General features: G+C 64.4%; 19 protein-coding genes. 5 read left to right on the top strand and 14 right to left on the bottom strand.

The window, feature by feature from the left end:
* Position 1 precedes the first annotated feature (1 nt).
* From CIT40_RS08410 to CIT40_RS08380, 7 genes are all read right to left on the bottom strand, one after another.
* Positions 2 to 1,285, bottom strand: a complete 1,284-nt coding sequence (locus tag CIT40_RS08410; protein WP_094892729.1) for an acetyl-CoA C-acetyltransferase — start codon at positions 1,283 to 1,285, stop codon at positions 2 to 4.
* Positions 1,285 to 3,552 (bottom strand): acyl-CoA dehydrogenase, encoded by a 2,268-nt coding sequence (locus CIT40_RS08405; RefSeq protein ID WP_162307406.1) that lies wholly within the window; start codon positions 3,550 to 3,552, stop codon positions 1,285 to 1,287. Before CIT40_RS08405 ends, CIT40_RS08410 begins: the two co-directional genes overlap by 1 nt.
* Positions 3,553 to 3,857: 305 nt before the next feature.
* Positions 3,858 to 4,481 carry a flavin reductase family protein gene (locus tag CIT40_RS08400; RefSeq protein WP_094892731.1) on the bottom strand — a complete coding sequence of 208 codons (624 nt, stop codon included), beginning with the start codon at positions 4,479 to 4,481 and terminating at the stop codon, positions 3,858 to 3,860.
* A 142-nt stretch (positions 4,482 to 4,623) separates the two neighbouring features.
* On the bottom strand, positions 4,624 to 5,223 hold the full coding sequence (locus tag CIT40_RS08395) for a TetR/AcrR family transcriptional regulator (RefSeq protein WP_094892732.1): 600 nt from the start codon (positions 5,221 to 5,223) through the stop codon (positions 4,624 to 4,626).
* Between the two features lie 34 nt (positions 5,224 to 5,257).
* Complete coding sequence (locus CIT40_RS08390; protein WP_094892733.1) at positions 5,258 to 8,395, bottom strand: efflux RND transporter permease subunit; 3,138 nt, start codon at positions 8,393 to 8,395, stop codon at positions 5,258 to 5,260.
* Positions 8,396 to 8,578: 183 nt separating this feature from the next.
* Complete coding sequence (locus CIT40_RS08385; protein ID WP_094892734.1) at positions 8,579 to 9,685, bottom strand: efflux RND transporter periplasmic adaptor subunit; 1,107 nt, start codon at positions 9,683 to 9,685, stop codon at positions 8,579 to 8,581.
* Between the two features lie 202 nt (positions 9,686 to 9,887).
* Entirely contained in the window at positions 9,888 to 11,228 is a 1,341-nt protein-coding gene (locus tag CIT40_RS08380) for an MFS transporter (protein WP_094892735.1), read from the bottom strand.
* A gap of 78 nt (positions 11,229 to 11,306) precedes the next feature.
* On the opposite strand from CIT40_RS08380, the gene CIT40_RS08375 reads away from it, so the two are divergent.
* Positions 11,307 to 11,735, top strand: a complete 429-nt coding sequence (locus tag CIT40_RS08375) for a ribosomal maturation YjgA family protein (protein WP_162307405.1) — start codon at positions 11,307 to 11,309, stop codon at positions 11,733 to 11,735.
* 84 nt (positions 11,736 to 11,819) lie between these two features.
* Here CIT40_RS08375 and CIT40_RS08370 read toward each other — a convergent pair whose 3' ends face one another.
* Complete coding sequence (locus CIT40_RS08370; protein WP_094892737.1) at positions 11,820 to 12,986, bottom strand: winged helix-turn-helix domain-containing protein; 1,167 nt, start codon at positions 12,984 to 12,986, stop codon at positions 11,820 to 11,822.
* 114 nt (positions 12,987 to 13,100) lie between these two features.
* The gene (locus tag CIT40_RS08365; protein ID WP_063196637.1) at positions 13,101 to 13,355 is read right to left on the bottom strand and encodes a hypothetical protein; all 255 of its coding nucleotides are present in this window, start codon (positions 13,353 to 13,355) and stop codon (positions 13,101 to 13,103) included.
* Between the two features lie 406 nt (positions 13,356 to 13,761).
* On the opposite strand from CIT40_RS08365, the gene CIT40_RS08360 reads away from it, so the two are divergent.
* Positions 13,762 to 14,403, top strand: a complete 642-nt coding sequence (locus CIT40_RS08360; protein WP_094892738.1) for an OmpA family protein — start codon at positions 13,762 to 13,764, stop codon at positions 14,401 to 14,403.
* 57 nt (positions 14,404 to 14,460) lie between these two features.
* Here CIT40_RS08360 and CIT40_RS08355 read toward each other — a convergent pair whose 3' ends face one another.
* Positions 14,461 to 15,819: a phospholipid carrier-dependent glycosyltransferase gene (locus CIT40_RS08355; RefSeq protein ID WP_244611943.1), complete on the bottom strand. Its 1,359-nt coding sequence runs from the start codon at positions 15,817 to 15,819 to the stop codon at positions 14,461 to 14,463.
* A 122-nt stretch (positions 15,820 to 15,941) separates the two neighbouring features.
* On the opposite strand from CIT40_RS08355, the gene CIT40_RS08350 reads away from it, so the two are divergent.
* Both CIT40_RS08350 and CIT40_RS08345 read left to right on the top strand, forming a co-directional pair.
* Positions 15,942 to 16,643 (top strand): FecR family protein, encoded by a 702-nt coding sequence (locus tag CIT40_RS08350; protein WP_162307403.1) that lies wholly within the window; start codon positions 15,942 to 15,944, stop codon positions 16,641 to 16,643.
* Positions 16,644 to 16,645: 2 nt separating this feature from the next.
* Positions 16,646 to 17,725 (top strand): hypothetical protein, encoded by a 1,080-nt coding sequence (locus CIT40_RS08345; protein WP_094892804.1) that lies wholly within the window; start codon positions 16,646 to 16,648, stop codon positions 17,723 to 17,725.
* A gap of 123 nt (positions 17,726 to 17,848) precedes the next feature.
* On the opposite strand, the gene CIT40_RS08340 is transcribed toward CIT40_RS08345, so the two are convergent.
* From CIT40_RS08340 to CIT40_RS08330, 3 genes are all read right to left on the bottom strand, one after another.
* Positions 17,849 to 18,337: a VOC family protein gene (locus tag CIT40_RS08340; RefSeq protein WP_094892740.1), complete on the bottom strand. Its 489-nt coding sequence runs from the start codon at positions 18,335 to 18,337 to the stop codon at positions 17,849 to 17,851.
* A gap of 40 nt (positions 18,338 to 18,377) precedes the next feature.
* Positions 18,378 to 18,806, bottom strand: a complete 429-nt coding sequence (locus tag CIT40_RS08335) for a VOC family protein (RefSeq protein ID WP_094892805.1) — start codon at positions 18,804 to 18,806, stop codon at positions 18,378 to 18,380.
* 133 nt (positions 18,807 to 18,939) lie between these two features.
* Complete coding sequence (locus CIT40_RS08330) at positions 18,940 to 19,452, bottom strand: cupin domain-containing protein (protein ID WP_094892741.1); 513 nt, start codon at positions 19,450 to 19,452, stop codon at positions 18,940 to 18,942.
* Positions 19,453 to 19,581: 129 nt separating this feature from the next.
* Between CIT40_RS08330 and CIT40_RS08325 the strand changes: the two genes are divergently transcribed.
* Entirely contained in the window at positions 19,582 to 19,800 is a 219-nt protein-coding gene (locus CIT40_RS08325) for a CsbD family protein (protein WP_094892742.1), read from the top strand.
* Between the two features lie 79 nt (positions 19,801 to 19,879).
* On the opposite strand, the gene CIT40_RS08320 is transcribed toward CIT40_RS08325, so the two are convergent.
* A complete protein-coding gene (locus CIT40_RS08320) occupies positions 19,880 to 20,344 on the bottom strand; it encodes an FKBP-type peptidyl-prolyl cis-trans isomerase (protein ID WP_094892743.1) in 465 nt (154 codons plus the stop codon).
* Positions 20,345 to 20,371: the final 27 nt, after the last annotated feature.

The raw sequence follows: 20,371 nt of genomic DNA, 5'->3' as shown, positions 1-20,371 counted from the left end.
GTCACACCGCCTCGATCAGCATGGCGCCGCCGAGCCCGCCGCCGATGCACTCGGTGGCAATTCCGCGCCGCGTGCCGAGCCGCTTCATCGCATTGACGAGATGCAACACGATTCGATTGCCGGAGGTGCCGACGGGATGGCCGAGCGAGATCGCGCCGCCATCGACATTGAGCTTTTCGCGGTCGACCTCGCCGGCGGCGCCGTCAAGGCCGAGAATCTCGCGGCAGAACTTGTCGTCATTCCAGGCAGCCAGGCAACCAAGCACCTGCGTCGCGAAGGCTTCGTTCAGCTCCCAGGTCTCGACGTCCTTGATGGTGAGGCCGTTGCGCTGAAGCAGCGGCGTCGCCGACATCACCGGACCGAGACCCATGATGCTAGGGTCGAGCGCGGCCCAATTGCTGTCGACGATGACGGCCTTCGGCGTCAGCCTGTGCTTTGCGACCGCGGCGTCGGAGGCGAGGATCACCCAGGACGCGCCGTCGGTGATCTGCGAGGAATTGCCGGCGGTGACCTTGCCCCAGGGACGCTCGAACACCGGCCGGAGCTTTGCTAGCGTCTCGGCCGTCGAGTCCGGACGTACGCCATCGTCGTGGTCGAAGAATTTTCCATTACGGGAGAACGCGGTCTCGACCTCGCCCTTTAGATAGCCCTCCGTCTGCGCATGCGCGAGCCGGCGATGGCTCTCGGCGGCGTAGGCATCGGACTGCGCGCGCGTAATGCCGAAGAGATGGCCGACGACTTCGGCGGTCTGCCCCATGTTCAGATCGGTGATGGGGTCGGTCAGCCCGCGCTCCAGGCCAATGATGGGCTTGAGATCGCGCGGCCGCAGCTTGAACGCGGCGGCGGCCTTCGCGGCGATGCCCTTGGCTGTGGCAAGGCCGGCGAACCAGCGCACGCCGGAATTGGGCCAGACCAGCGGCGCATGACTCAGAGCCTCGGTGCCGCCGGCGAGGATCATGTCGGCATGGCCTTCGCGGATGTAACGATAGGCCGTGTCGATCGACTGCATGCCGGAGCCGCAATTGATCTGCACGGTGAAGGCGACCATGTCCTCGCCCATGCCGAGCCGAAGCGCGGCGACGCGGGCCGGATTCATCTCGTCCGCGATCACGTTGACACAGCCGAGGATGACCTGGTCGAAAGCAGTCGCCGCGAACGGCTGCCGCGCCAGCAGCGGCCGTCCGCACTGCACGGCGAGATCGACCGGCGTGAACGGCCCGGGGCCCGAGCGCGCCTTCAGGAACGGCGTCCGGCTGCCGTCAACGATGAAAACCGGTCGTGCCATCAGCTCGCCGCCCTCTGTTCACCCAGGTCCTGGAAGAACTGATGCACGTCGCCGGATTTCTTGTAAATCGGCGACAGCGCCTCCGGCGCAAAATCGTCGACCTCGATGACTTTTGTGACCGCTTCGTGAGCCTCGGCAAGCTGCTCGCCTTCAGCCTGCGTGATCACGCCCTTGGCCACGGCGTCCTTCCAGTCGCGGATGTGCGCCGCGCGCATGCGCTTGGCGATGGCGTCGGTGCCCGTGACCAGCGTGAACGCGCGCTCCAGCCGGGCGAAGCCGCCGTCGTCGTCGACATGGGCCAGGTCCGGCGTGAGCCGCTCGCGCGCGGCCGAAGGCTCCAGCACGATCCCAGCACATTGGTGAACGACCCGGTCGGACGGGCCGAGCACGCGGGCACCGAACGGCTGGATCACGAGCTTGAGGAAGCCCGCGACGAAACGGTTCGGCAGATTGGCGAGGATTTCCGCAAGCCTGTTTTCGATCGTCTTGAAGCCGGTCGCCATGCACCATTCCAGCGCGGCAAAGTCTTCCTTCTGCCGGCCCTCGTCCTGCCAGCGTTTCAGCGCCGCCGATAGCAGGTACAGCTCGGACAGGATGTCGCCGAAGCGCGCCGACAGCATCTCCTTGCGCTTGAGTGCGCCGCCGAGCGTCAGGAGCGCCATGTCGGCGCAGAGCGCAAATGCCGCCGAATAGCGCGAGAGCTGGCGATAGAAGGGCGTGGCGTCGCCCGCGTCAGGCGCCATCGCGAACGCGCCGAAAGTCCAGCTCCGGCCGAAAGCCCGGAACAGGGTTCGGACGCTGTGGCCAACATGTTTCCAGAACGCCTTGTCGAACGCGGCGAGCCCGCGGTCGCGGTCGGTGTCGGCAAGCGCGGTCATCTCGGCGAGCAGATAGGGATGGGCGCGGATCGCGCCCTGCCCGAACACGATGAGGTTGCGGCTGAGGATGTTGGCGCCCTCCACCGTGATGCCGACGGGCACGGCGCGGTGGAGATTGCCGAGATAATTCTGCGGGCCGTCGATCACGGCCTTGCCGCCGTGGATGTCCATGGCGTCGTCGACCGCGGTGCGCATCCGCTCGGTCGCATGCAGCTTCATGATGCCGGAGATGACGGCAGGATGAACGCCGGCATTCAAGGCCGCACAAGTGAGCCGGCGCGCGGCGTCGAGCTGATAGGCGGTTGCGACGATGCGCGCGAGCGGCTCCTCGACCCCCTCGAACTTGGAAATGGAGATGCCGAACTGCTCGCGGATGCGGGCATAGGCGCCGGTCGTGCGGGCCGCATAAGCGGCGCCGGCCGCCGACAGTGAGGGCAGCGAAATGCCGCGGCCGGCGGCGAGCGCGGTCATCAGCATCTTCCAGCCCTGCCCCAGCCGCTCCTTGCCGCCGATGACGTAGTCGAGCGGGATGAAGACATCGCGGCCCCGGTTCGGGCCGTTCTGGAACACCTGCATCGACGGCAGGTGGCGCTGGCCAATCTCGACACCGGGCAAATTGGTCGGGATCAGCGCGACCGTGATGCCGAGCTCCTCCTGCTGTCCAACGAGATGATCCGGGTCGTAAGCCTTGAAGGCGAGCCCAAGCAGGGTCGCGACCGGGCCGAGCGTGATGTAGCGCTTGTGCCAGTTGAGCCTGAGGCCGATGACCTCGCGGTCCTCGAAGGTACCCTTGCAGATGATGCCGGTGTCGACCATCGAAGCGGCATCGGAGCCGGCTTCCGGGCTGGTGAGGCCGAAGCAGGGAATGTCGCGGCCATCGGCGAGGCGCGGCAGCCAGCGCTCCCGCTGCTCTTTGGTGCCGAAATGCATCAGCAGCTCACCGGGCCCGAGCGAATTCGGCACCATCACCGTCACGGCGGCCGCAATCGAGCGGGTCGAGATCTTGCGCACGACTTCCGAATGGGCGTAGGGCGAGAAGCCGAGGCCGCCGAATTCCTTCGGAATGATCATGCCGAAGAACTTTTCGCGCTTGACGAAGTGCCAGACATCCGGCGGCAAATCGCGCCATTCCCAAAAAATCTTCCACTCGTCGAGCATGGCGCAGAGCTCTTCGACGGGGCCGTCGAGGAAGGCCCGCTCCTCCTCAGTCAGTTTGGCCGGCGCAATTTTCAGCAGCTTCGACCAATCGGGGTTGCCGGTGAAGAGATCGGCATCCCACCAGACGTCACCCGCCTCCAGCGCCTCGCGTTCGGTATCGGACATCGCCGGCAGCACGCCGCGGGCCCAGGAAAATATCGGCTTGGTGATGGTGTCGCGGCGGAAGCTCATGGCTGACCTCATGCATCGGCGCGTTTGTCGGGCATTTTAGCGGAAAGTGGCCGGGGCGAGTGAACACTTCGGCTGCGAAATGAAGCGAATTGACGCGGCCGGGCGGCCGCCCCGGGGCCATAACGGCCGGGTCGTGCTGGCAGTTCCGGGAGAGGGATGGGGCCAGATGTCTCCCCCACGTCGTTCCGGGCTCGCCTCTTGGCGCGAGCCCGGAATCCATTCATCCAACCACTCTGCGGCTCGATGGATTCCGGGCTCGACGCTGACGCGTCGCCCCGGAATGACAGCGGAGAGAGCGAGCGGGATTAATCCGGGCGCACCATCTCGAACATGTTTTCCGGCTTGATTTCGAAATAATCGCCGCGGCGGCCGGCGCGGACGATCGGGCGGGCGGCGGCGGTCTGGTAGACGCCGTCCTCGATCATGGCCTTGTCGATGTGGACGGCGACGACCTCGCCCAGCGTCAGCCAGGCATCGGCCTCCTTGCCGTCGGCGCCCTTGAGGCGGACGATGTCGGACACTTTGCACTCGAAGGCGACGGGGCTCTCGCCGACGCGCGGCACATTGACGAGCTTGCCGGGCACGGCGGTGAGGCCCGCGATCTCGAATTCGTCGACCTCGGGGGCGACATGCGCGGCAGTCGCGTTCATGTGCTTGGCAAGGTCCATCGTGGCGAGATTCCAGACGAACTCGCCGGTCTGCTGGATGTTCTCGACCGTGTCCTTCCAATTGGTGGAGGAGAAGCCGATGATCGGCGGCACATAGCAGAACGCGTTGAAGAAGCTGTAGGGCGCGAGGTTGACATGGCCCTTGGTGTCGCGGGAGGAAATCCAGCCGATCGGCCGCGGCGCGATGATGGCGTTGAAGGGATCGTGCTTGAGGCCGTGGCCCTTGCAGGGCTCGTAGAAGTACAGGTCTTTGTCGGTCACGCGAGGCCTTCCCTGATCCTGGTAGCCCGGATGGAGCGAAGCGTAATCCGGGGCCGCTAGCGCAACGCTGAACCATCCCGGATTGCGCTTCGCTCCATCCGGGCTACGTCAGCCTGCTTATAAGAGAAATTCCGCCGCCCCGTCAGTGGCGCGGCGACAGACCGGCGATGACGAAATCGATCATCTGGTCGATGGTCGGGCCCGGCTTGGTGGCGCACTGGGCGATCATCTGGGGGTGGAAGAACCGCATCATCGCGGTGCAGGCGCACAGCGAGGCCAGCTGGGGGTCCGGCGCCTCGAACTCGCCCGAGGCCACGCCTTGCGCGATCATCTGGCCGACGAACCGGGCGATACACTCCATGTGGTTGACGCAGACGTCCCAGTCCTCCTGCATCGCAATCTCGACCATCTCGTGCAACTTGTTGTCGCCGACATAGCGTTCGGTGTTCATGCGGTGGATGGTGGTGAGCAGTTCGCGGAAGCGCTCCGGCACCGGACCGGGCTTCGCCACGATCCGCTGCGCCTCAAGCTCGACCTCGCCCATGAGCGAGCGCGCCACCGACTGATGGATCGCCTTCTTCGATTCGAAGAAGCGATACACGTTGGCGGGGCTCATCCTGAGCTCCTTGGCGATGTCCCCGACCGTGGTCTTCTGGTAGCCGATCTGACGGAACAGCCGCTCGGCCACCTCGAGAATACGATCCCGGGTGTCGCCTTCGATATGTTCCGCAATCAGTGTCATCTGTCAGGACTCGTCAATCAGCACTTCATCTCACTTATTCAGCCGCTTCAGCAAGCGGAATTGCGGGATGATCATCGCTGCCATGCTGCGACGCGGCAGGCTGCTCGGGCGTCCCCGCCTCGTCCAGGCTCTTCCGGAACCAAAGTGCATAGAGGCCCGGCAAATACAGCAGCGTCAGGAAGGTCGCGACGAACAGGCCACCCATGATGGTGATTGCCATCGGGCCCCAGAAGGCCGAGCGCGACAGCGGGATCATGGCGAGGATGGCCGCGAGCGCGGTCAGCACCACCGGACGGGCGCGGCGCACGGTGGCCTCCACGATCGCCTCGCGCCGGGTCAGGCCGTGGGAGACGTCGGTCTCGATCTGGTCGACCAGGATGACCGTGTTGCGCATGATCATGCCGGCAAGCGCGATCAGGCCGAGCAGCGCCACGAAGCCGAACGGGGCATTGGCGACGTTGAGGCCAAACGAGGCCCCGACGATGCCGAGCGGCGCGGTCAGGAACACCAGGATCAGGCGCGAGAAGCTCTGCAGCTGGATCATCAGCAGCGTCAGCATCACCATGACCATCAGCGGGAAGAGGACGAAGATCGAGGCGTTGCCCTTGGCGGATTCCTCGAACGCGCCGCCCGCCTCGATCCGGTAGGCCGGCTCGAGGTGGTCCTTGATCGCCTTCAGCTTCGGCGTGATCTGGCCGGTGACGTCGGGCGCCTGCACGCCGTCGACGACGTCGGAGCGCACCGTGATCGCCATGTCGCGGTTGCGCCGCCACATGATCGGCTCCTCGTGGGCATACTCGATCTTGGCGACCTGCTGCAGCGGCACGGCAACGCCGTTTCGCGAAGTGATGGTGAGGTCGCCGACGCCGCCGAGGTCGAGGCGTTCGGACGGGATCGCACGGGCGACCACGCCGACCTTCTCGATGCCATCGCGCACGGTCGTGACCTGCGAACCCGAGATCAGCAGCGCGAGCGCCTGCGACACGTCCTGCGGGGTCAGGCCCAGGGCGCGGGCACGATCCTGGTCGACGACGAGCTTGAGGTAGGGCGACTGCTCGTTCCAGTCGAGCTGGACGTCCTTGACGTTCTTGTTCTGCCGCATGACGTCGCGGACCTGATAGGCGATCTCGCGCACCTTGTTGGCGTCGGGACCGATCACGCGGAACTGCACGGGGAAGCCGACCGGCGGGCCGAAATTGAAGCGGTCGACGCGGACGCGCGCCTCGGACAGGAAGCCGTCGGCAACCGCGCTCTCGATCTTGGCCTTGACGCGCTCGCGTCCCTCGACGCCCTTGGCGACGACGACGATCTCGGCAAAGGCCTCGTTCGGCAGCTGCGGATTGAGGCCGAGCCAGAAGCGCGGCGAGCCCTGGCCGACGTAGGAGGTGTAGGTCTCGATGTCCTTGTCGTCCTTCAGCAGCGTCTCGGCCTTCTTCACCGCCTTTTCGGTGACGTTGAAGGCGGTGCCCTCAGGCAGGCGCAACTGGAAGAACAGCTCGGGCCGCTCCGACAGCGGGAAGAACTGCTGCTGGACATGGCCGAAGCCGACGACCGAGGCGATGAAGATGCCGACGGTCGCGACCACCACGGTGATGCGGTGGTTGACGCACCATTGCACGATGGCGCGCAGGCCCCGGTACATGCGGGTCTCGTACACCGCGTGCGGATCGTGATTGTGGTGCACCTTGATGTTGGGCAGCAGCATGACGCCGATATAGGGCGTGAAGATCACCGCCACGAACCAGGAGGCGACCAGCGCAATCGCCACGATCCAGAAGATGCTGCCGGCATATTCGCCGACCGCCGAATTGGCAAAGCCGATGGGGAGGAAGCCAGCGGCCGTGACCAGCGTTCCCGTGAGCATCGGAAACGCAGTTGATTCCCAGGCAAACGACGCCGCGCGCATGCGGTCCCAGCCCTGCTCCATCTTCACCACCATCATCTCGACCGCGATGATGGCGTCGTCGACGAGCAGGCCGAGCGCGATGATCAGCGCACCCAGCGTGATGCGGTGCAGGTCGAGGCCCATCATGTTCATGACGATGAAGACGATGCCGAGCACCAGCGGCACCGATAGCGCGACCACGATTCCGGTCCGCCAGCCGAGTGCCAGGAACGAGACGAACAGCACGATCACGAGCGCTTCCATGAAGGAGTGCACGAACTCGCCGACTGCGTGCTCGACCACCTTGGGCTGGTCGGCGATCAGCTTGACGTCGATGCCCTGCGGCACCGCCTTCATGAATTCAGCCGTCGCCTTCTCGACCTCCTTGCCGAGCTCGAGGATGTTGGCGCCCTTGGCGGTGACGACACCGATGCCGATCGCGGCCTTGCCTTCCTGACGGACGACGAAGCTCGGCGGATCGACATAGCCGTGGGTGACGGTGGCGATGTCGCCGAGGCGGAACACGCGGCCATTGCTCTCGACCGGCGTCTCGGCGACGGCCTTGGCGCCGTCGAGCGCGCCCGTGACGCGCAGCGGCACGCGCTGCGCGGAGGTTTCGACCGTGCCGGCCGGCGTCACGTTGTTCTGCTTGGCGAGCGAGTCGAACAGCGCCTGCGGTGTGATGCCGAGGGTGGCGAGCTTGGCGTGGGAGAACTCGACGAAGATGCGCTCGTCCTGGTTGCCGTAGACGTCGACCTTGGTCACGCCGGGCACCTTCAGCATGCGCTGACGGAAGCCTTCCGAGACCTTCTTGAGCTGGGCGTAGTCAGCGCCGTCGCCGGTCATCATGTAGAGGATGGAATCGACGTCGGAGAACTCGTCGTTGACGACGGGTCCCAGGATGCCTGACGGCAGCTGGCCCTGTACGTCGGCGAGCTTCTTGCGCAAGAGGTAGAAGAGATAGGGCACGTCCTTCGGCGGCGTGGAGTCGCGGAAGGTGACCTGCAGCGCGGTGAAGGCCGGCTTGGAATAGGTCTGCACCTTCTCGAAATAGGGCAGCTCCTGGATCTTCTTCTCGATGGGGTCCGCGACCTGGGTCTGCATCTCCTGCGCGGTCGCGCCCGGCCAGATCACGGAGACGTTGACCACCTTCACCGTGAAGAACGGATCCTCGGCGCGGCCGAGCTTCTCATAGGAGAAGAAGCCGGCAACGCCGAGTATGATCATCAGGAAGAGAACCAGCGTCCGATGGCTGACGGCCCAGGCCGAAAGGTTGAAGCGCTTCATCGCTCTCTCCGAAAAGACGATCCAGTTGCCAAAATAACGACAGCCACTCAGTTCAAACCGTCATCGCGAGGCAGCGAAGCAATCCAGGGGGCTGGGCAGATTCTGGATCGCTTCGCCGCTTCAGCCTTCGCATTTGCGCTCGGGCCGAAACTCGCCTTGCAACGACGAACTCGAAAACGAGACTTAAAAGGACAGTGACGACACGACCCGCACCCGCTGGCCCGGATCCAGCTTCTGCACACCGAGGGCAACGATCTTGGCCCCCTCTTCCACACCGCTGGTGATGACGACGTCGCTGCTCTCGTAGGACTTCACTGCCACCGGCTTCAGCGTGAGCGCGCCGTTGTCGTCGACGACATAAAAGGAGGGCTTGCCGCCTTCGTTGAATAGCGCCGACAGCGGCAGCCGCGCGACGCGTTCGGTGGCGGCGTCCGACAGCGTCAGCGTCGCGGTCATGCCGAGCGAGACCTTGTCGTCGGCCTCGGGCAGCGAGAACTTTGCAAGATAGGTGCGCGTGGCCGGATCGGCCGTCGGCGCGATCTCGCGGAGCTTGGCTGTATACTTCTTGCCCGGCTCCGACCAAAGAGTGACGCTGGCGACGCCCGACTTGGCGCGTCCGACCAGCGTCTCAGGGATCGCGACGACCGCTTCCTTTTCGGCAAAGCGGGCGACACGGATCGAAGCCTGGCCCGCGGAGACCACCTGGCCGGGCTCGATCAGCGTTGCGGTGACGACGCCTCGGGCGTCGGCGTTGAGCGTCGCGTAGGAAAGGGAATTCTTGCTGAGCTCGAGCGCACGCTCGGCGCGGTTCAGGCGGGCGCGGGCTTCGTCTGCAGCCGCGCGGCTGGAGTCCATCTGCGCGTCGGTGGTCCAGCCCTTGGCCTTCAGGTCCTTGGCGCGCTGCTCAGCGGCAGCGGCCTGGGCCAGCACGCCGGTTGCCGCAGTTTGCTCGGCCAGTGCCTGCTCGGCCTGGAGCTTCAGATCGATCTCGTCGAGGGTCGCGAGCGGCTGGCCGATTTCGACGGTCTGGCCGACCTCGACCAGGCGCTTGGCGACCTTGCCGGCGACGCGGAAGCCAAGATCGCTCTCGATTCGCGGCCTGACGGTGCCGACGAAGCTGCGCTCGGGGGTTTCGGCATCATAATGCGCGGTCGCGACCAGAACCGGACGTGGCGGCTCTGCCTTCTCGGCGACGGTGTCATTGCACCCAGCCAGACTCGCCGCCATCAGGGCCAACGACACACCTGCCAACAGCCTGGAATAGCTCGACAAAACCGACCGGACGAACATCGAAGGACACTCCTGTATCTCGAATGAGAGGAATGTCGACTAATCACTGATGAAAGTCAATAATCGTCAGTCATCAGGAATGCGTGATCGTTAAGGGGTGGTAAGGGTCGGAAGGACTATTGGCAGATAGGTGCCCTGATAGGGCACCATGCAGGTTCGTAGCCTGGATCATGCAGGCTACCGAGCTGTGGGGTTTCGCCCTTTACCGCTCCTGCTCAGCAAACTCGTGCGTGCTGTCGTGGCCGCCGACGAACACCAGGATGCCCGCCAGCAGCGGCAGCACGGCGAGCACCAGCAGACCGGTCGAGGTCTGTCCCGTCGCTTCCTTGACCCAGCCGATCAGATAGGGCCCGCCGAAGCCGGCGAGGTTTCCGATCGAGTTGATCAGGGCAATGCCACCGGCGGCCGCGGTGCCGGAGAGCCAGGCGGTCGGCAGCGTCCAGAACACGCCGAAGCAGCAGAACACGCCGATCGCGGCCACCGTCAGCACCACCATCGTCATGGCGGGATCGGTGAGATAGCTGGAGACGGCGAGCGCCACGGCCGTGAGCAGCAGCGGCGCACCGACATGCGTCACGCGTTCGCGCGTCGCATCGGAATGCCGCGCCCACAGGATCATGGCAATGGTGCCGAACAGATACGGGATCGCGGTGACGAAGCCGGTCTGCGCATTGGTCAGCCCAAACGCCTTGACAATCTGCGGCAGCCAGAACTGCATGCCGTAGAGCGCACCGACGAAGCCGAAATAGATCAGGCTGAGCGCGATCACCTTCGGCGAGGACAACGCCTCGCCGAGCGAGAGGTGCTTCACCGCCTGCTTGGCGGCGATTTCCGAATCGAGCTTCGTCTTCAGCCACGCCTTCTGTTCGGCCGACAGCCAGTCCGCCTTCTCCGGCTTGTCGGTGAGATAGAACCAGGTGACGATGCCGAGCAGCACCGAGGGAATGCCTTCGATGATGAAGAGCCACTGCCAGCCCTTCAGGCCCATCGCGCCGTCGAGCCCGAGCAGCAGGCCCGAGATCGGCGCACCGATCACGGTCGAGACCGGCACGGCGATGGCGAAGGCCGCAAGGAAGCGGGCGCGATATTCGGCCGGATACCAATAAGTGAGATAGAGGATGATGCCGGGAAAGAAGCCGGCCTCGGCGACGCCGAGCAGGAAGCGCAGGACGTAGAAGCTCGTCACGCCGCTCGTGAGCGCCATCAGCGCGGAGATGATGCCCCAGGTCACCATGATGCGGGCGATCCAGCGGCTGGCGCCGAACTTCTCCAGCGCCAGATTGCTCGGCACCTCGAAGATGAAATAGCCGATGAAGAAGATGCCGGCGCCCCAGGAGAAGATCAGCGGCGTGAACTTCAGCTCCGCATTCATGGTCAGCGCGGCGAAGCCGAGATTGACGCGGTCGAGATAGGAGAAGAAGTAGGCCAGCACCAGGAACGGAATCAGGCGCCAGGAGATGGCGCGGATCGTCGAGGTCTCGATGTCCGACTTGTTGAAGTTCTTGGCGCCGCCGGGACCGGCATAGGTGGTGGTCTGGCTCATGGCTTCCCCCTGGGTTGTTGCTTTTGTGGGCCGGTTGCCGTTTTCAGCATCGTGGCCAAAGAGTCAATGGAGCAAGCAATGCACTGGACGCAACCGGATAAACCTGTTGCGCCGGTACGGACATCGCAGACCCGCGCCGCCCTCGCGCTCGCGGTGATCGCCTGCGGGCTGTGCCTGCGCTGGTACGGCTTTCCGCTCGGCCTGCCTGCGTTCATCGTGAAATACGGCGGCTCGCTGTTGTGGGCGACGATGGTGTTCTTGATGGTCGGTGTCGTGCTGCCGCAGCTGACGCGGGCGCAGATCGCGACTGTCGCGGTGTTGATCGCGGTTGTCGTGGAGTTCTCCCGACTGGTGCATACGCCATGGCTCGACGCGTTCCGGCTCACCACGGCCGGTGCGCTGCTGCTCGGGCGCATCTTCTCGCCATGGAACCTTGTGGCCTATGCGGTCGGGATAGCGTTCGGGGCCTGGATCGATCGGGTGGCTGAGTTGCGTAAGGTGGGTTAGCGCTGCGTAATCCGCCTCTACTCTCTTCGCTGCGACAGCCGTGGCGGATTACGCCTTCGGCTCATCCGCCCTACGAAGTCGCGTCTACTCCGCCAATTGAAACTGCTCGAAGCGATCGAGCTCGTCCTCGATCTTCTGCTTGAGCTCCTTGCGCCCCGCCGTCTTCTTGCCCTGCCCGGTCCAGGTCCATTTCTGCATCAGCAGCTTCTTCGCCTGCCGATCGGTCTTCAGATCGAGCGCGGCGACGATCTCGTCGCCGACCAGCACCGGCAGCGCGAAATAGCCGAGCTTGCGTTTGGCCTTCGGCACATAGGCCTCGAACAGGTGGTTGTAGCCGAAGATGAGATTGGTGCGCTTGCGCTGGATGATCAGGGGATCGAACGGCGAGAGGATGTGGACGAGATCGGGTGAGACCACCTCGGCGTTCGCCTCGAGCGCGGCCGGCGCCGCCCAATGCTCCTGCTTGCCGGCACCTTCGATAGCGACGGGCACGAGCTCGCCGCGACGGACGCGGGAGGCGATCAGGCCGGCCACCGCCTTCTTGCGCGGCGCGTCGAGGTGGCAGATCGAATCGAGGCTCACCACACCTTGCGACCGCAACGCGCGGTCGAGCAGATAGGCCGTGATCTCCCCGGCCGATGCCGGCCTCGGCAGCTTGTCCCAGCCGAAATGCCGCGTCATCAGCTCGTAGGTCTTGAGCATGCCCTGGCGCTCGCTGATGGTCACGGCGCCGGTATAGAAGGCGAGTTGCAACGCCCGCTTCGAGGGCTTGCGGCTCTGCCACAGATGCTCCTTCTCGGTGAGCACGTCGTCCTCGATGTCGCGGATCGTCAGCGGCCCGGCACGCACCAGCCGCATCACCTTGCGCATGTCCGCGGGCTTCACCGAGGCGAACCATTTGTGTCCCTCGCGCCGATGCTCGCGCATCGCCGGCAGGAACAGACGGAAGTCGCCGGTCGGCACGTAAGAAAGTGCATGCGTCCAATACTCGAACACGCTTCTGTCGACGCTCTGGGCGTGGCGCAGATCGGCGCGGCGATAGGACGGGATCCGGCTGAACAGGATGTGATGGTGGCAGCGCTCGATGACGTTGATGGTGTCGATCTGCACGTAGCCAAGATGGGCGACCGCATCTGCGACGGCCTGCGCTCCCTCGCCGAACGGGGCACGCTCGTTCAGCCGCTGGGCATGCAGCCAGATCTGCCGGGCCTGTGTCGTGGTGAGGGGAAGCGGTTTGGGCGCGCGTGACATTGCAGAACGCAATGTAGCGGGATTCGCGCCGGGAGAAAGAACCTGACCGGAACCTGCAATGAAAAAGCCGCGCTGCCATCTGCTGACAGCGCGGCGGGCTGGCGCGGCCGAAGCCTACTTCGCCATCATGGCCTTCTGCGACTTCATGTAGTGCATGCAGGCGCTCTTCATCTTGCCATTGCTCATGTCGGTGTTGGCCATGGCCATTTCCTTGTTCGACGCCATCTTGGCCGGTGTGTCGGGCGTGCCGCCCATCATCGCGGCGGACTTCATCATGTTGTCCTTGGTGCACGCCATCATCGCGGCGGACGCCGGGGACAGCGAAAGGGTGAACGCGACAAAGGCTGCGGCGGTGAGCAAGATCTTCATCAAAAAGTCTCCTCCGTAAAATGAAACCGGCATCATGCCGGCCTTCGCAATTACGTATTCTCTCCCGCCGACGTTTCGCGGAGAAGACAATTTTCTTGCTGCAATGCAACAACGGAGCTGCCGCGGCCAAGGTCCGCGCACCCCAACATGATTTCGATCACACCGGGGACCGCCGCCGCTTGAACCCGCGCCGCGGCGAGTGCGACCACTGCTATTGGTACGATCGGCCCTGTACCCGGGGTGACCGCGAAACGCGCCGGTCCGACGTCCGGAACGCCCGGAAATGCGCTAGGATCGGCCTTGAAGCGGTTTTTGCCACCGTGACCAAGATCACATCAGGGCCTTTGAACCTGCCCTATGCTCGCAGCATCAAATCGCTATCAGGCGTAACAGCGAGGATACGACAATGACCCGTTTTGATAAATTCTTTGGACTGAAGGCGATAACTCTCTCCGCCGCGCTGTCGATGACGGCGGGCCTGGCTCTGGCCGGTGACAACAACGTGTCCACAGGCCAGATCCTGGATGCACTGAAGCCGAAGCCGGCGACCCGCGGCCTGTCCGCCGGTCCGCAGGCCGATCCGGCGGTACAGGCCAAGGAATCGACCTTCCTGAACACCGTGCGCAACCGATCGACCCGTTCGCTCTCGACCGGTGAGCGCGAGCAGATTGCCGAGCTCGCCGCGACCAAGCCGAAGATCGATCTGGAGATCCAGTTCGACTACAACTCGGCCGACATCGCCAAGACCTCGGTGCCCTCGGTGCAGGCGCTCGGCAAGGCGCTGTCCGATCCGGCGCTCAAGGGCTCGACCTTCGTGGTCGCCGGCCACACCGACGCGACCGGCGGCGAAGAGTACAATCAAGGTCTCTCCGAGCGCCGCGCCGACACCATCAAGAAGTACCTGGTGCAGAACTACGGCCTCAACGGCACCGATCTCGTCACCGTCGGCTACGGCAAGACCAAGCTGAAGGATACCGCCAACGGCGCCGACCCGATCAACCGCCGCGTCCAGGTCGTGAACATGGATACCAAGACCGCATCGAAGTGATGTGGGCATTGATCCGATGACGAACATCGCCGCCTGCCGCCCCGGCAGGCGGCGATGTCATATCCAGCTCTGGAACAGCATCAGCCGGCCGAAGCTCCGCATCGTGGTTCCGATGAAGGCCGCCGAGATCGGCAGCATGACTGCAAAACCGATCGCGGCGGTTCCGACATAGGCCCAGAGCAGCCAGCGCGGCAGGCCGTCCCGGCGCAGCACGTAGACCAGCGCGAGCGATGCCGCCGTGGCGGCGGGCAGATAGTAGTAGATGAAGCCCAGCGTGCGCGGCAGCAATGCCCAGGCGAGCCAGGGACCGAAATAGAACGCCGCGATCAGGAACGCATCCCACCGGCGCAGCACGATGAAATCGCGCAGCGCGAGCGCGAGCGCGAGCAGAGCCGGCCACAGCACCAGCGGATTGCCGAGGAAGACGATCGCAGAGATGTTGTCCTCGCCCGTCTTGTCGAACAGGAACCACACCGGGCGTGCGAGCAGAGGCCATGACGGCCACGCGCTCATATAGGTGTGGCCGGCGATCGCGGTCGTGGTGTTGTCGGCAAAGATCCGCCGCTGCGCCTCGATCAGATCCGGCAACGACACCCCGTAGATCGGAACGAAAGTCGCAAGATAGGTCATCGCCGGCAGGACGGCGAAGCAGAGCGCGACATGATGCAGTCTCAAGCCGGGCCACAGCTCCGGCCGGTACCAGTCGTCCGGCTTGGCGTCGGCGAACAGCGTGCGCCAGCCCTGCATCAGGCGGATCGCTGCGACGATGACGATGCAGACGCCGAGCGGAAACAGGCCACTCCATTTGCAGGCTGCCGCCAGGCCGAACAGACTGCCGGAGATCGCGAACAGCGCCTGCGGCCGCTCGCGTCGAAAACCATGCATGAAGGCCGCGGTCGCGAGCAGACCGAAGCCGAGCGCAAAGATGTCGAGCATCGCGATGCGCGCCTGCACGTAGAGCATCTGGTTCAGGGCGGCGATCAGCGCTGCGGCGATCGCAGGCCCCTGCGCGGAGAACAGCGCGAGGCCGCACAGATAGATCGCGACAATCGCCAACGCACCGAACAATGTCGCGGGATAACGCCAGCCAAGCGCGTTGTCGCCGAAGGCCGCGATCGAGGCGGCGATCAGCTCCTTCGCCAGCGGCGGATGCATCGGATTGAGCATCGGCTGCGACATCACGGGGACCAGCATCTGCCGCGCCGCCGGCACGTAATGCACCTCGTCGAAGACGAACTTCTCCGGTGTGGTCAGTCCGATCAGCAGCGCGAAATGGGCAGCTAGGAAAATAACGACAGCAACCACTGCGCTTCGCGACACTCTCGGAACTGCGGACCGTTCAAGCGGCTGCTGTGGGGATGTTTTGCGTGGCAAATTTGCGTCACCGCTGACAAAAAAGAGGATCGCAGTTTTCATTGAACGCATTCTGCCGCCACTGTCACTAAGCATAACGCATGTCCGCGCCGCTTGTGATAATTTCGCCACATCAGAAGCGTGCGCGATCCGGTACGATCAGGGACACATCGATCGGTTGTGAAATGAATTTGCGTTTCTGGCTTTTCCCCACCCTGTTGTCGGCCGCATTGTGCGCGGCGCCTGCCGCGTCGGCGCAGACGCGCGTCGGCGAAGCCGTCGTGATCCAGAACGAAGTGGTGCGCGTGGCCGCGACCGCCACGCCGATCAGTGTCGGCGACAGCATGCTGCGCGACGAGACCGTGCGCACCGGCGCCGACAGCGCCGCGCGTTTCGTCATGGCCGACAGCACCAACCTGTCGCTCGGTCCCAGCGCCACGCTCAAGCTCGACCGCACCGTCTTCAACGACGAGCACAGCTATCGCGACGTCGCGATCCGCATGACCACCGGCGCGTTCCGTTTCGTCACCGGCCATTCCGAGAAGACCGCCTACAAGATCACGACACCGCTTGCCACCATCGGCGTGCGCGGCACCACGCTCGACATCCTCTCGCAGCGCGGACGCTCCGTCGTCGTGCTTCAGGACGGCGCGGCCAGCGTCTGCACGACGAGCTTCCAATGCGTTCAGCTCACCCAGCCCGGCGACACCGCAATCATCACATCGACCGGCGGCAAGGTCTCGATCACCAAGACCAACACGCCGCCGTGGACCTTCGCTGCCAATTGCGCCGCAAGCGCGGGGCTGTGTTCGGTCAACCAGTATGCCGACGCCTCGCCGGCGATCACGCCCGCCGTCCATGAGGACGGCATGCTGTGTGGGCGCTGACGATGCGAAACCTGGCAAGACAGTTCGTGAGACGGGCCGCGCTCCTTCTGGCTGTTGCATTGTGCTCGGCCGCGCTTGGCATCGGTTCGGCCGCCGCTCAATCGCCCTCGCCCTCGCCCTCCCCCAGCCCCTCGCCTTCTCCGTCACCCACGCCAAATCCCTATCCGTCGCCCAGCCCAACGCCGACCGGCGCGGATTCCAGCGGCAATTCGATCGGCGGGCTCGCCAATCAGCGCTTCAACCAGATGATCACCAACCGGGTGCTCGGCACGGTCCTGCTCGGCGTCAACGAGCAGGTCAATTGCAGCGACTGCATCAGCGCGTTCGGCTCGGCCGGCTCGTTTTCGGCCGGCATCCACGGCCGCAAGGAGCTCACCAACAATCTGTCGCTGCTCGCCGGCATCGCCTACACGCAATACAACGAGGGCGGCTACAAGATCACCAGCGCGCCGATCGGCGCCTTCGCGCTCCGTTACGATTTCACCGACTGGGGCTCGTCACGTCCGTTCTTCGACGTCGGCACCATCCTGACGCCGTGGGAGAAGGCGCGCTACACCCGCAGCTATAATACCAGCCTCGGACCGGTGAGCGTGACGAGCTCGACCAACGCGTCGAACTACGCGGTCTACGGCCGCGCCGGCTGGATGAGCCGCGTGTCGCCGCGCGACGAGGTCGCAGCTTCGATCGAGGTCTGGCAGCTCTGGCAGCGCGTGTCCGGCTATAGCGACAATGCGGTGGCCTTCAACCCGTTCGACGCCACCATCGCGACCGGCACCGACCGCACCAGCCTGGTCAAGATCGGCGGCCAGTGGACGCATCTGTTCAGCAGCAACATCGAAACCAACATCAACGGCGGCTGGGTGCAGTCGTTTGCGAGCCATAGCGGCATCGTCGCCACCGTGACCGGCGACGGCACGGTGGTGCCGACCATGGGCAACCAGGGCTGGTTCGAATATGGCGGCCGGCTCGGCTTCCGCGTGCAGAAGGGCTGGGTCGTGGACCTCTTCGCCAACGGCACGCTCGGCCCGCAACCCGTCGGCACGACCATCCACGGCGGCGTCGGGCTGCGGATCAATTATTAGCGGCTCGCACGGATCTTGTAGGGTGGGCAAAGCGGAGCGCGCCCACCACCTTTCTCAACCGGATACGGATGGTGGGCACGGCGCAAGAGCGCCTTTGCCCACCCTACGGGACCTGTGTCGCCGTCACGCTGCCGACTTACCCTCGAACGCACGGCGCAGCGTGTCGACGTCCAGCTTCACCATCTTCATCATGGCCTGCATCGCGCGCGCGGCCGCTGCCCTGTCCGGGCTCGACAGAAACTCGAACATCACTTTCGGCACCACCTGCCAGGCCACGCCCCAGCGATCCCTGAGCCAACCGCACTGCTCCTCCTTGCCGCCATGGGCAAGGAAAGCATTCCAGATGCTATCGACCTGGGCCTGGTGATCGCAATGGATCATCAACGAGATGGCGTGGGTGTACTCCATCTTCATGCCGCCGTTGAGCGCGACCAGCGGCTGACCGGCGACCGTGAACTCGACAACGAGCACGGAGCCTTCCTTGCCGGAGGGGCCGTCCGATACGTTGCGCTGAACGTGCGTGATTGCCGAATTCGGCACCAGCGAGACATAGAACTTCGCGGCTTCCTCGGCATCGCCGTTGAACCACATGCAGGGTACGACCTTGGACATCGTGAATGCTCCTCCTCAGTTTAGCGCTCAAACGAGCTGATCAGGCATTCGCCGCTGCGGGCTGCGGAGGGACAGCCGCCATGTCCATCCAGTTCACACCCCACATATGGCCATCCGGATCTTCGAAGCTGCGGCCATACATGAAGCTGTATTCGTCCTTCGGGCTGGGATCGGCCAACCCGCCCGCCGCCTCGGCCTTGCCGACGATCGCGTCGACCTCGTTGCGGGTGTCGGCGGACAGGCAGAACAGCGCCTGGTTCGAGGTCTTCGCATCGGAGATCGGCTTCGGCGTGAACTGACGGAATTTGTCGTGGGTCGTCAGCATCACGTAGATGGCCTCGGAGAAGACCATGCAGCTTGCCGTGTCGTCGCTGAATTGCGGGTTCCGGGTCGCGCCGACCGCTTCGTAAAAAGCGGTCGCACGCTTGAGGTCGGTCACCGGCAGATTGAGAAAAATCATCCTGGGCATCGGAAGCTCCTTGGGCGGGTTCTGCCCAAGGACGTACAGGCCGACGGCCACCCGACACCGCTTCCGGATATTTTTCCGACGGTCACCCCCGCCCGGTTCGACCCGACAGAACCGGGCAGGCCGCCGTCAGGTCTTACTTCTTCTCGTTCGGATCCCGGTGGACGGGATCGATCCACAGCACGGTCTCGGGCTTCTCGACCGGCTCGATGTCGAGGTTGATCGCCACCGCCTCGCCGTCGCTGCGCACCAGCACGCATTCCAGCACCTCGTCCGGGCTGGCGTTGATCTCCTGATGCGGCACGTAAGGCGGGACGAAGATGAAGTCGCCGGGGCCGGCTTCCGCGGTGAATTGCAGATTCTCGCCCCAGCGCATCCGCGCCTTGCCCTTCACCACATAAATGATGCTCTCGAGATGGCCGTGATGATGCGCGCCGGTCTTGGCGTCCGGCTTGATGCTGACGGTGCCGGCCCACAATTTCTGGGCGCCGACGCGCGCAAAATTGATCGCGGCCGCGCGGTCCATGCCTGCCGTCGACGGCACGTTGGTATCGAGCTGGTTGCCGGGAATGACGCGCACGCCGTCATGTTTCCAGCGATCGTCGTGATCGTGGTCATGGTGGGAATGCGAATGGTCATGGCCAGTCATGGGACTTGCTTTCTGTTGGTTCCGTGCGCGGCAACCTAACCCGAAGCCGCGCTCGCGAGCCATACCAAAATTGGAACCTTGCTAGCCGCGGGACGTTGCATTCACGAGCAAGATCAAAAGGAGAGTTTCATGAGCGGCACCACGGACAAGATCAAGGGTAACGTCAACGAGGCCATCGGCAAGGCCAAGCAGGGCATCGGTGAAGCCACCGGTTCCGACCGTCTGAAGGGCGAAGGCGTGATCCAGGAAGTGAAGGGCAAGGGCCAGCAGGCCATGGGTGATGCCAAGGACGCCGCAAAGGACGCGATTGATCGTGCGGCAGCCGGCGCAAAGCGCGCGGCCGATTGACGCGCGGCATCTGAAAACGGAAAAGACCGGCCGAAAGGCCGGTCTTTTTTATTTTGTGTCGCCCAGTGCGACGCGTGCGTCACTTCACCGCGAGCAGTTCCACGTCGAACATCAGCGTCGCGTTCGGCGGGATTACACCGCCGGCGCCGCGGGCGCCGTAGCCGAGCTGCGGCGGGATGATCAGCGTGCGCTTGCCGCCGACCTTCATCGAGGCGACGCCCTCGTCCCAGCCGGCGATGACACGGCCCTTGCCGATCGGGAATTCGAACGGCTCCTTGCGATCGACGGAGCTATCGAATTTCTTGCCCTTCTGGCCGTTCTCGTAGAGCCAGCCGGTATAGTGCATCACGCAGGTCTGGCCGGGCTGCGGCGAGGCACCGGTGCCGACGGTGGAGTCGATGATCTGCAAGCCTGAAGCTGTGGTCATGGTCTTTCCTGCGGTCTGGGCCGAGGCCGTTGTGGAAACGAAATGCGACACACCTGCGATCACCGTGATCGCGAGTGCCGACATCAGGGTGAGGAGTGCGCGCTGGAAACGCTGCATAAGGCACCTTCCGTTTGAGGCGGAAGG

It is taken from the genome of Bradyrhizobium amphicarpaeae (genome assembly GCF_002266435.3).
In the GTDB taxonomy this organism is placed as follows: domain Bacteria; phylum Pseudomonadota; class Alphaproteobacteria; order Rhizobiales; family Xanthobacteraceae; genus Bradyrhizobium; species Bradyrhizobium amphicarpaeae.
The sequence above is the reverse complement of the archived record's forward strand: the minus strand, read 5'-3'. Positions and strand labels throughout refer to the sequence as shown.

Excerpts from the sequence above, each read along its gene's own strand:
- CIT40_RS08410 (WP_094892729.1), bottom strand. The coding sequence starts at position 1,285 with ATGGCACGACCGGTTTTCATCGTTGACGGCAGCCGGACGCCGTTCCTG.
- CIT40_RS08405 (WP_162307406.1), bottom strand. The coding sequence starts at position 3,552 with ATGAGCTTCCGCCGCGACACCATCACCAAGCCGATATTTTCCTGGGCC.
- CIT40_RS08395 (WP_094892732.1), bottom strand. The coding sequence starts at position 5,223 with ATGACACTGATTGCGGAACATATCGAAGGCGACACCCGGGATCGTATT.
- CIT40_RS08390 (WP_094892733.1), bottom strand. The coding sequence starts at position 8,395 with ATGAAGCGCTTCAACCTTTCGGCCTGGGCCGTCAGCCATCGGACGCTG.
- CIT40_RS08385 (WP_094892734.1), bottom strand. The coding sequence starts at position 9,685 with ATGTTCGTCCGGTCGGTTTTGTCGAGCTATTCCAGGCTGTTGGCAGGT.
- CIT40_RS08380 (WP_094892735.1), bottom strand. The coding sequence starts at position 11,228 with ATGAGCCAGACCACCACCTATGCCGGTCCCGGCGGCGCCAAGAACTTC.
- CIT40_RS08375 (WP_162307405.1), top strand. The coding sequence starts at position 11,307 with ATGCACTGGACGCAACCGGATAAACCTGTTGCGCCGGTACGGACATCG.
- CIT40_RS08370 (WP_094892737.1), bottom strand. The coding sequence starts at position 12,986 with ATGTCACGCGCGCCCAAACCGCTTCCCCTCACCACGACACAGGCCCGG.
- CIT40_RS08365 (WP_063196637.1), bottom strand. The coding sequence starts at position 13,355 with ATGAAGATCTTGCTCACCGCCGCAGCCTTTGTCGCGTTCACCCTTTCG.
- CIT40_RS08360 (WP_094892738.1), top strand. The coding sequence starts at position 13,762 with ATGACCCGTTTTGATAAATTCTTTGGACTGAAGGCGATAACTCTCTCC.
- CIT40_RS08355 (WP_244611943.1), bottom strand. The coding sequence starts at position 15,819 with ATGAAAACTGCGATCCTCTTTTTTGTCAGCGGTGACGCAAATTTGCCA.
- CIT40_RS08350 (WP_162307403.1), top strand. The coding sequence starts at position 15,942 with ATGAATTTGCGTTTCTGGCTTTTCCCCACCCTGTTGTCGGCCGCATTG.
- CIT40_RS08345 (WP_094892804.1), top strand. The coding sequence starts at position 16,646 with ATGCGAAACCTGGCAAGACAGTTCGTGAGACGGGCCGCGCTCCTTCTG.
- CIT40_RS08340 (WP_094892740.1), bottom strand. The coding sequence starts at position 18,337 with ATGTCCAAGGTCGTACCCTGCATGTGGTTCAACGGCGATGCCGAGGAA.
- CIT40_RS08335 (WP_094892805.1), bottom strand. The coding sequence starts at position 18,806 with ATGCCCAGGATGATTTTTCTCAATCTGCCGGTGACCGACCTCAAGCGT.
- CIT40_RS08330 (WP_094892741.1), bottom strand. The coding sequence starts at position 19,452 with ATGACTGGCCATGACCATTCGCATTCCCACCATGACCACGATCACGAC.
- CIT40_RS08325 (WP_094892742.1), top strand. The coding sequence starts at position 19,582 with ATGAGCGGCACCACGGACAAGATCAAGGGTAACGTCAACGAGGCCATC.
- CIT40_RS08320 (WP_094892743.1), bottom strand. The coding sequence starts at position 20,344 with ATGCAGCGTTTCCAGCGCGCACTCCTCACCCTGATGTCGGCACTCGCG.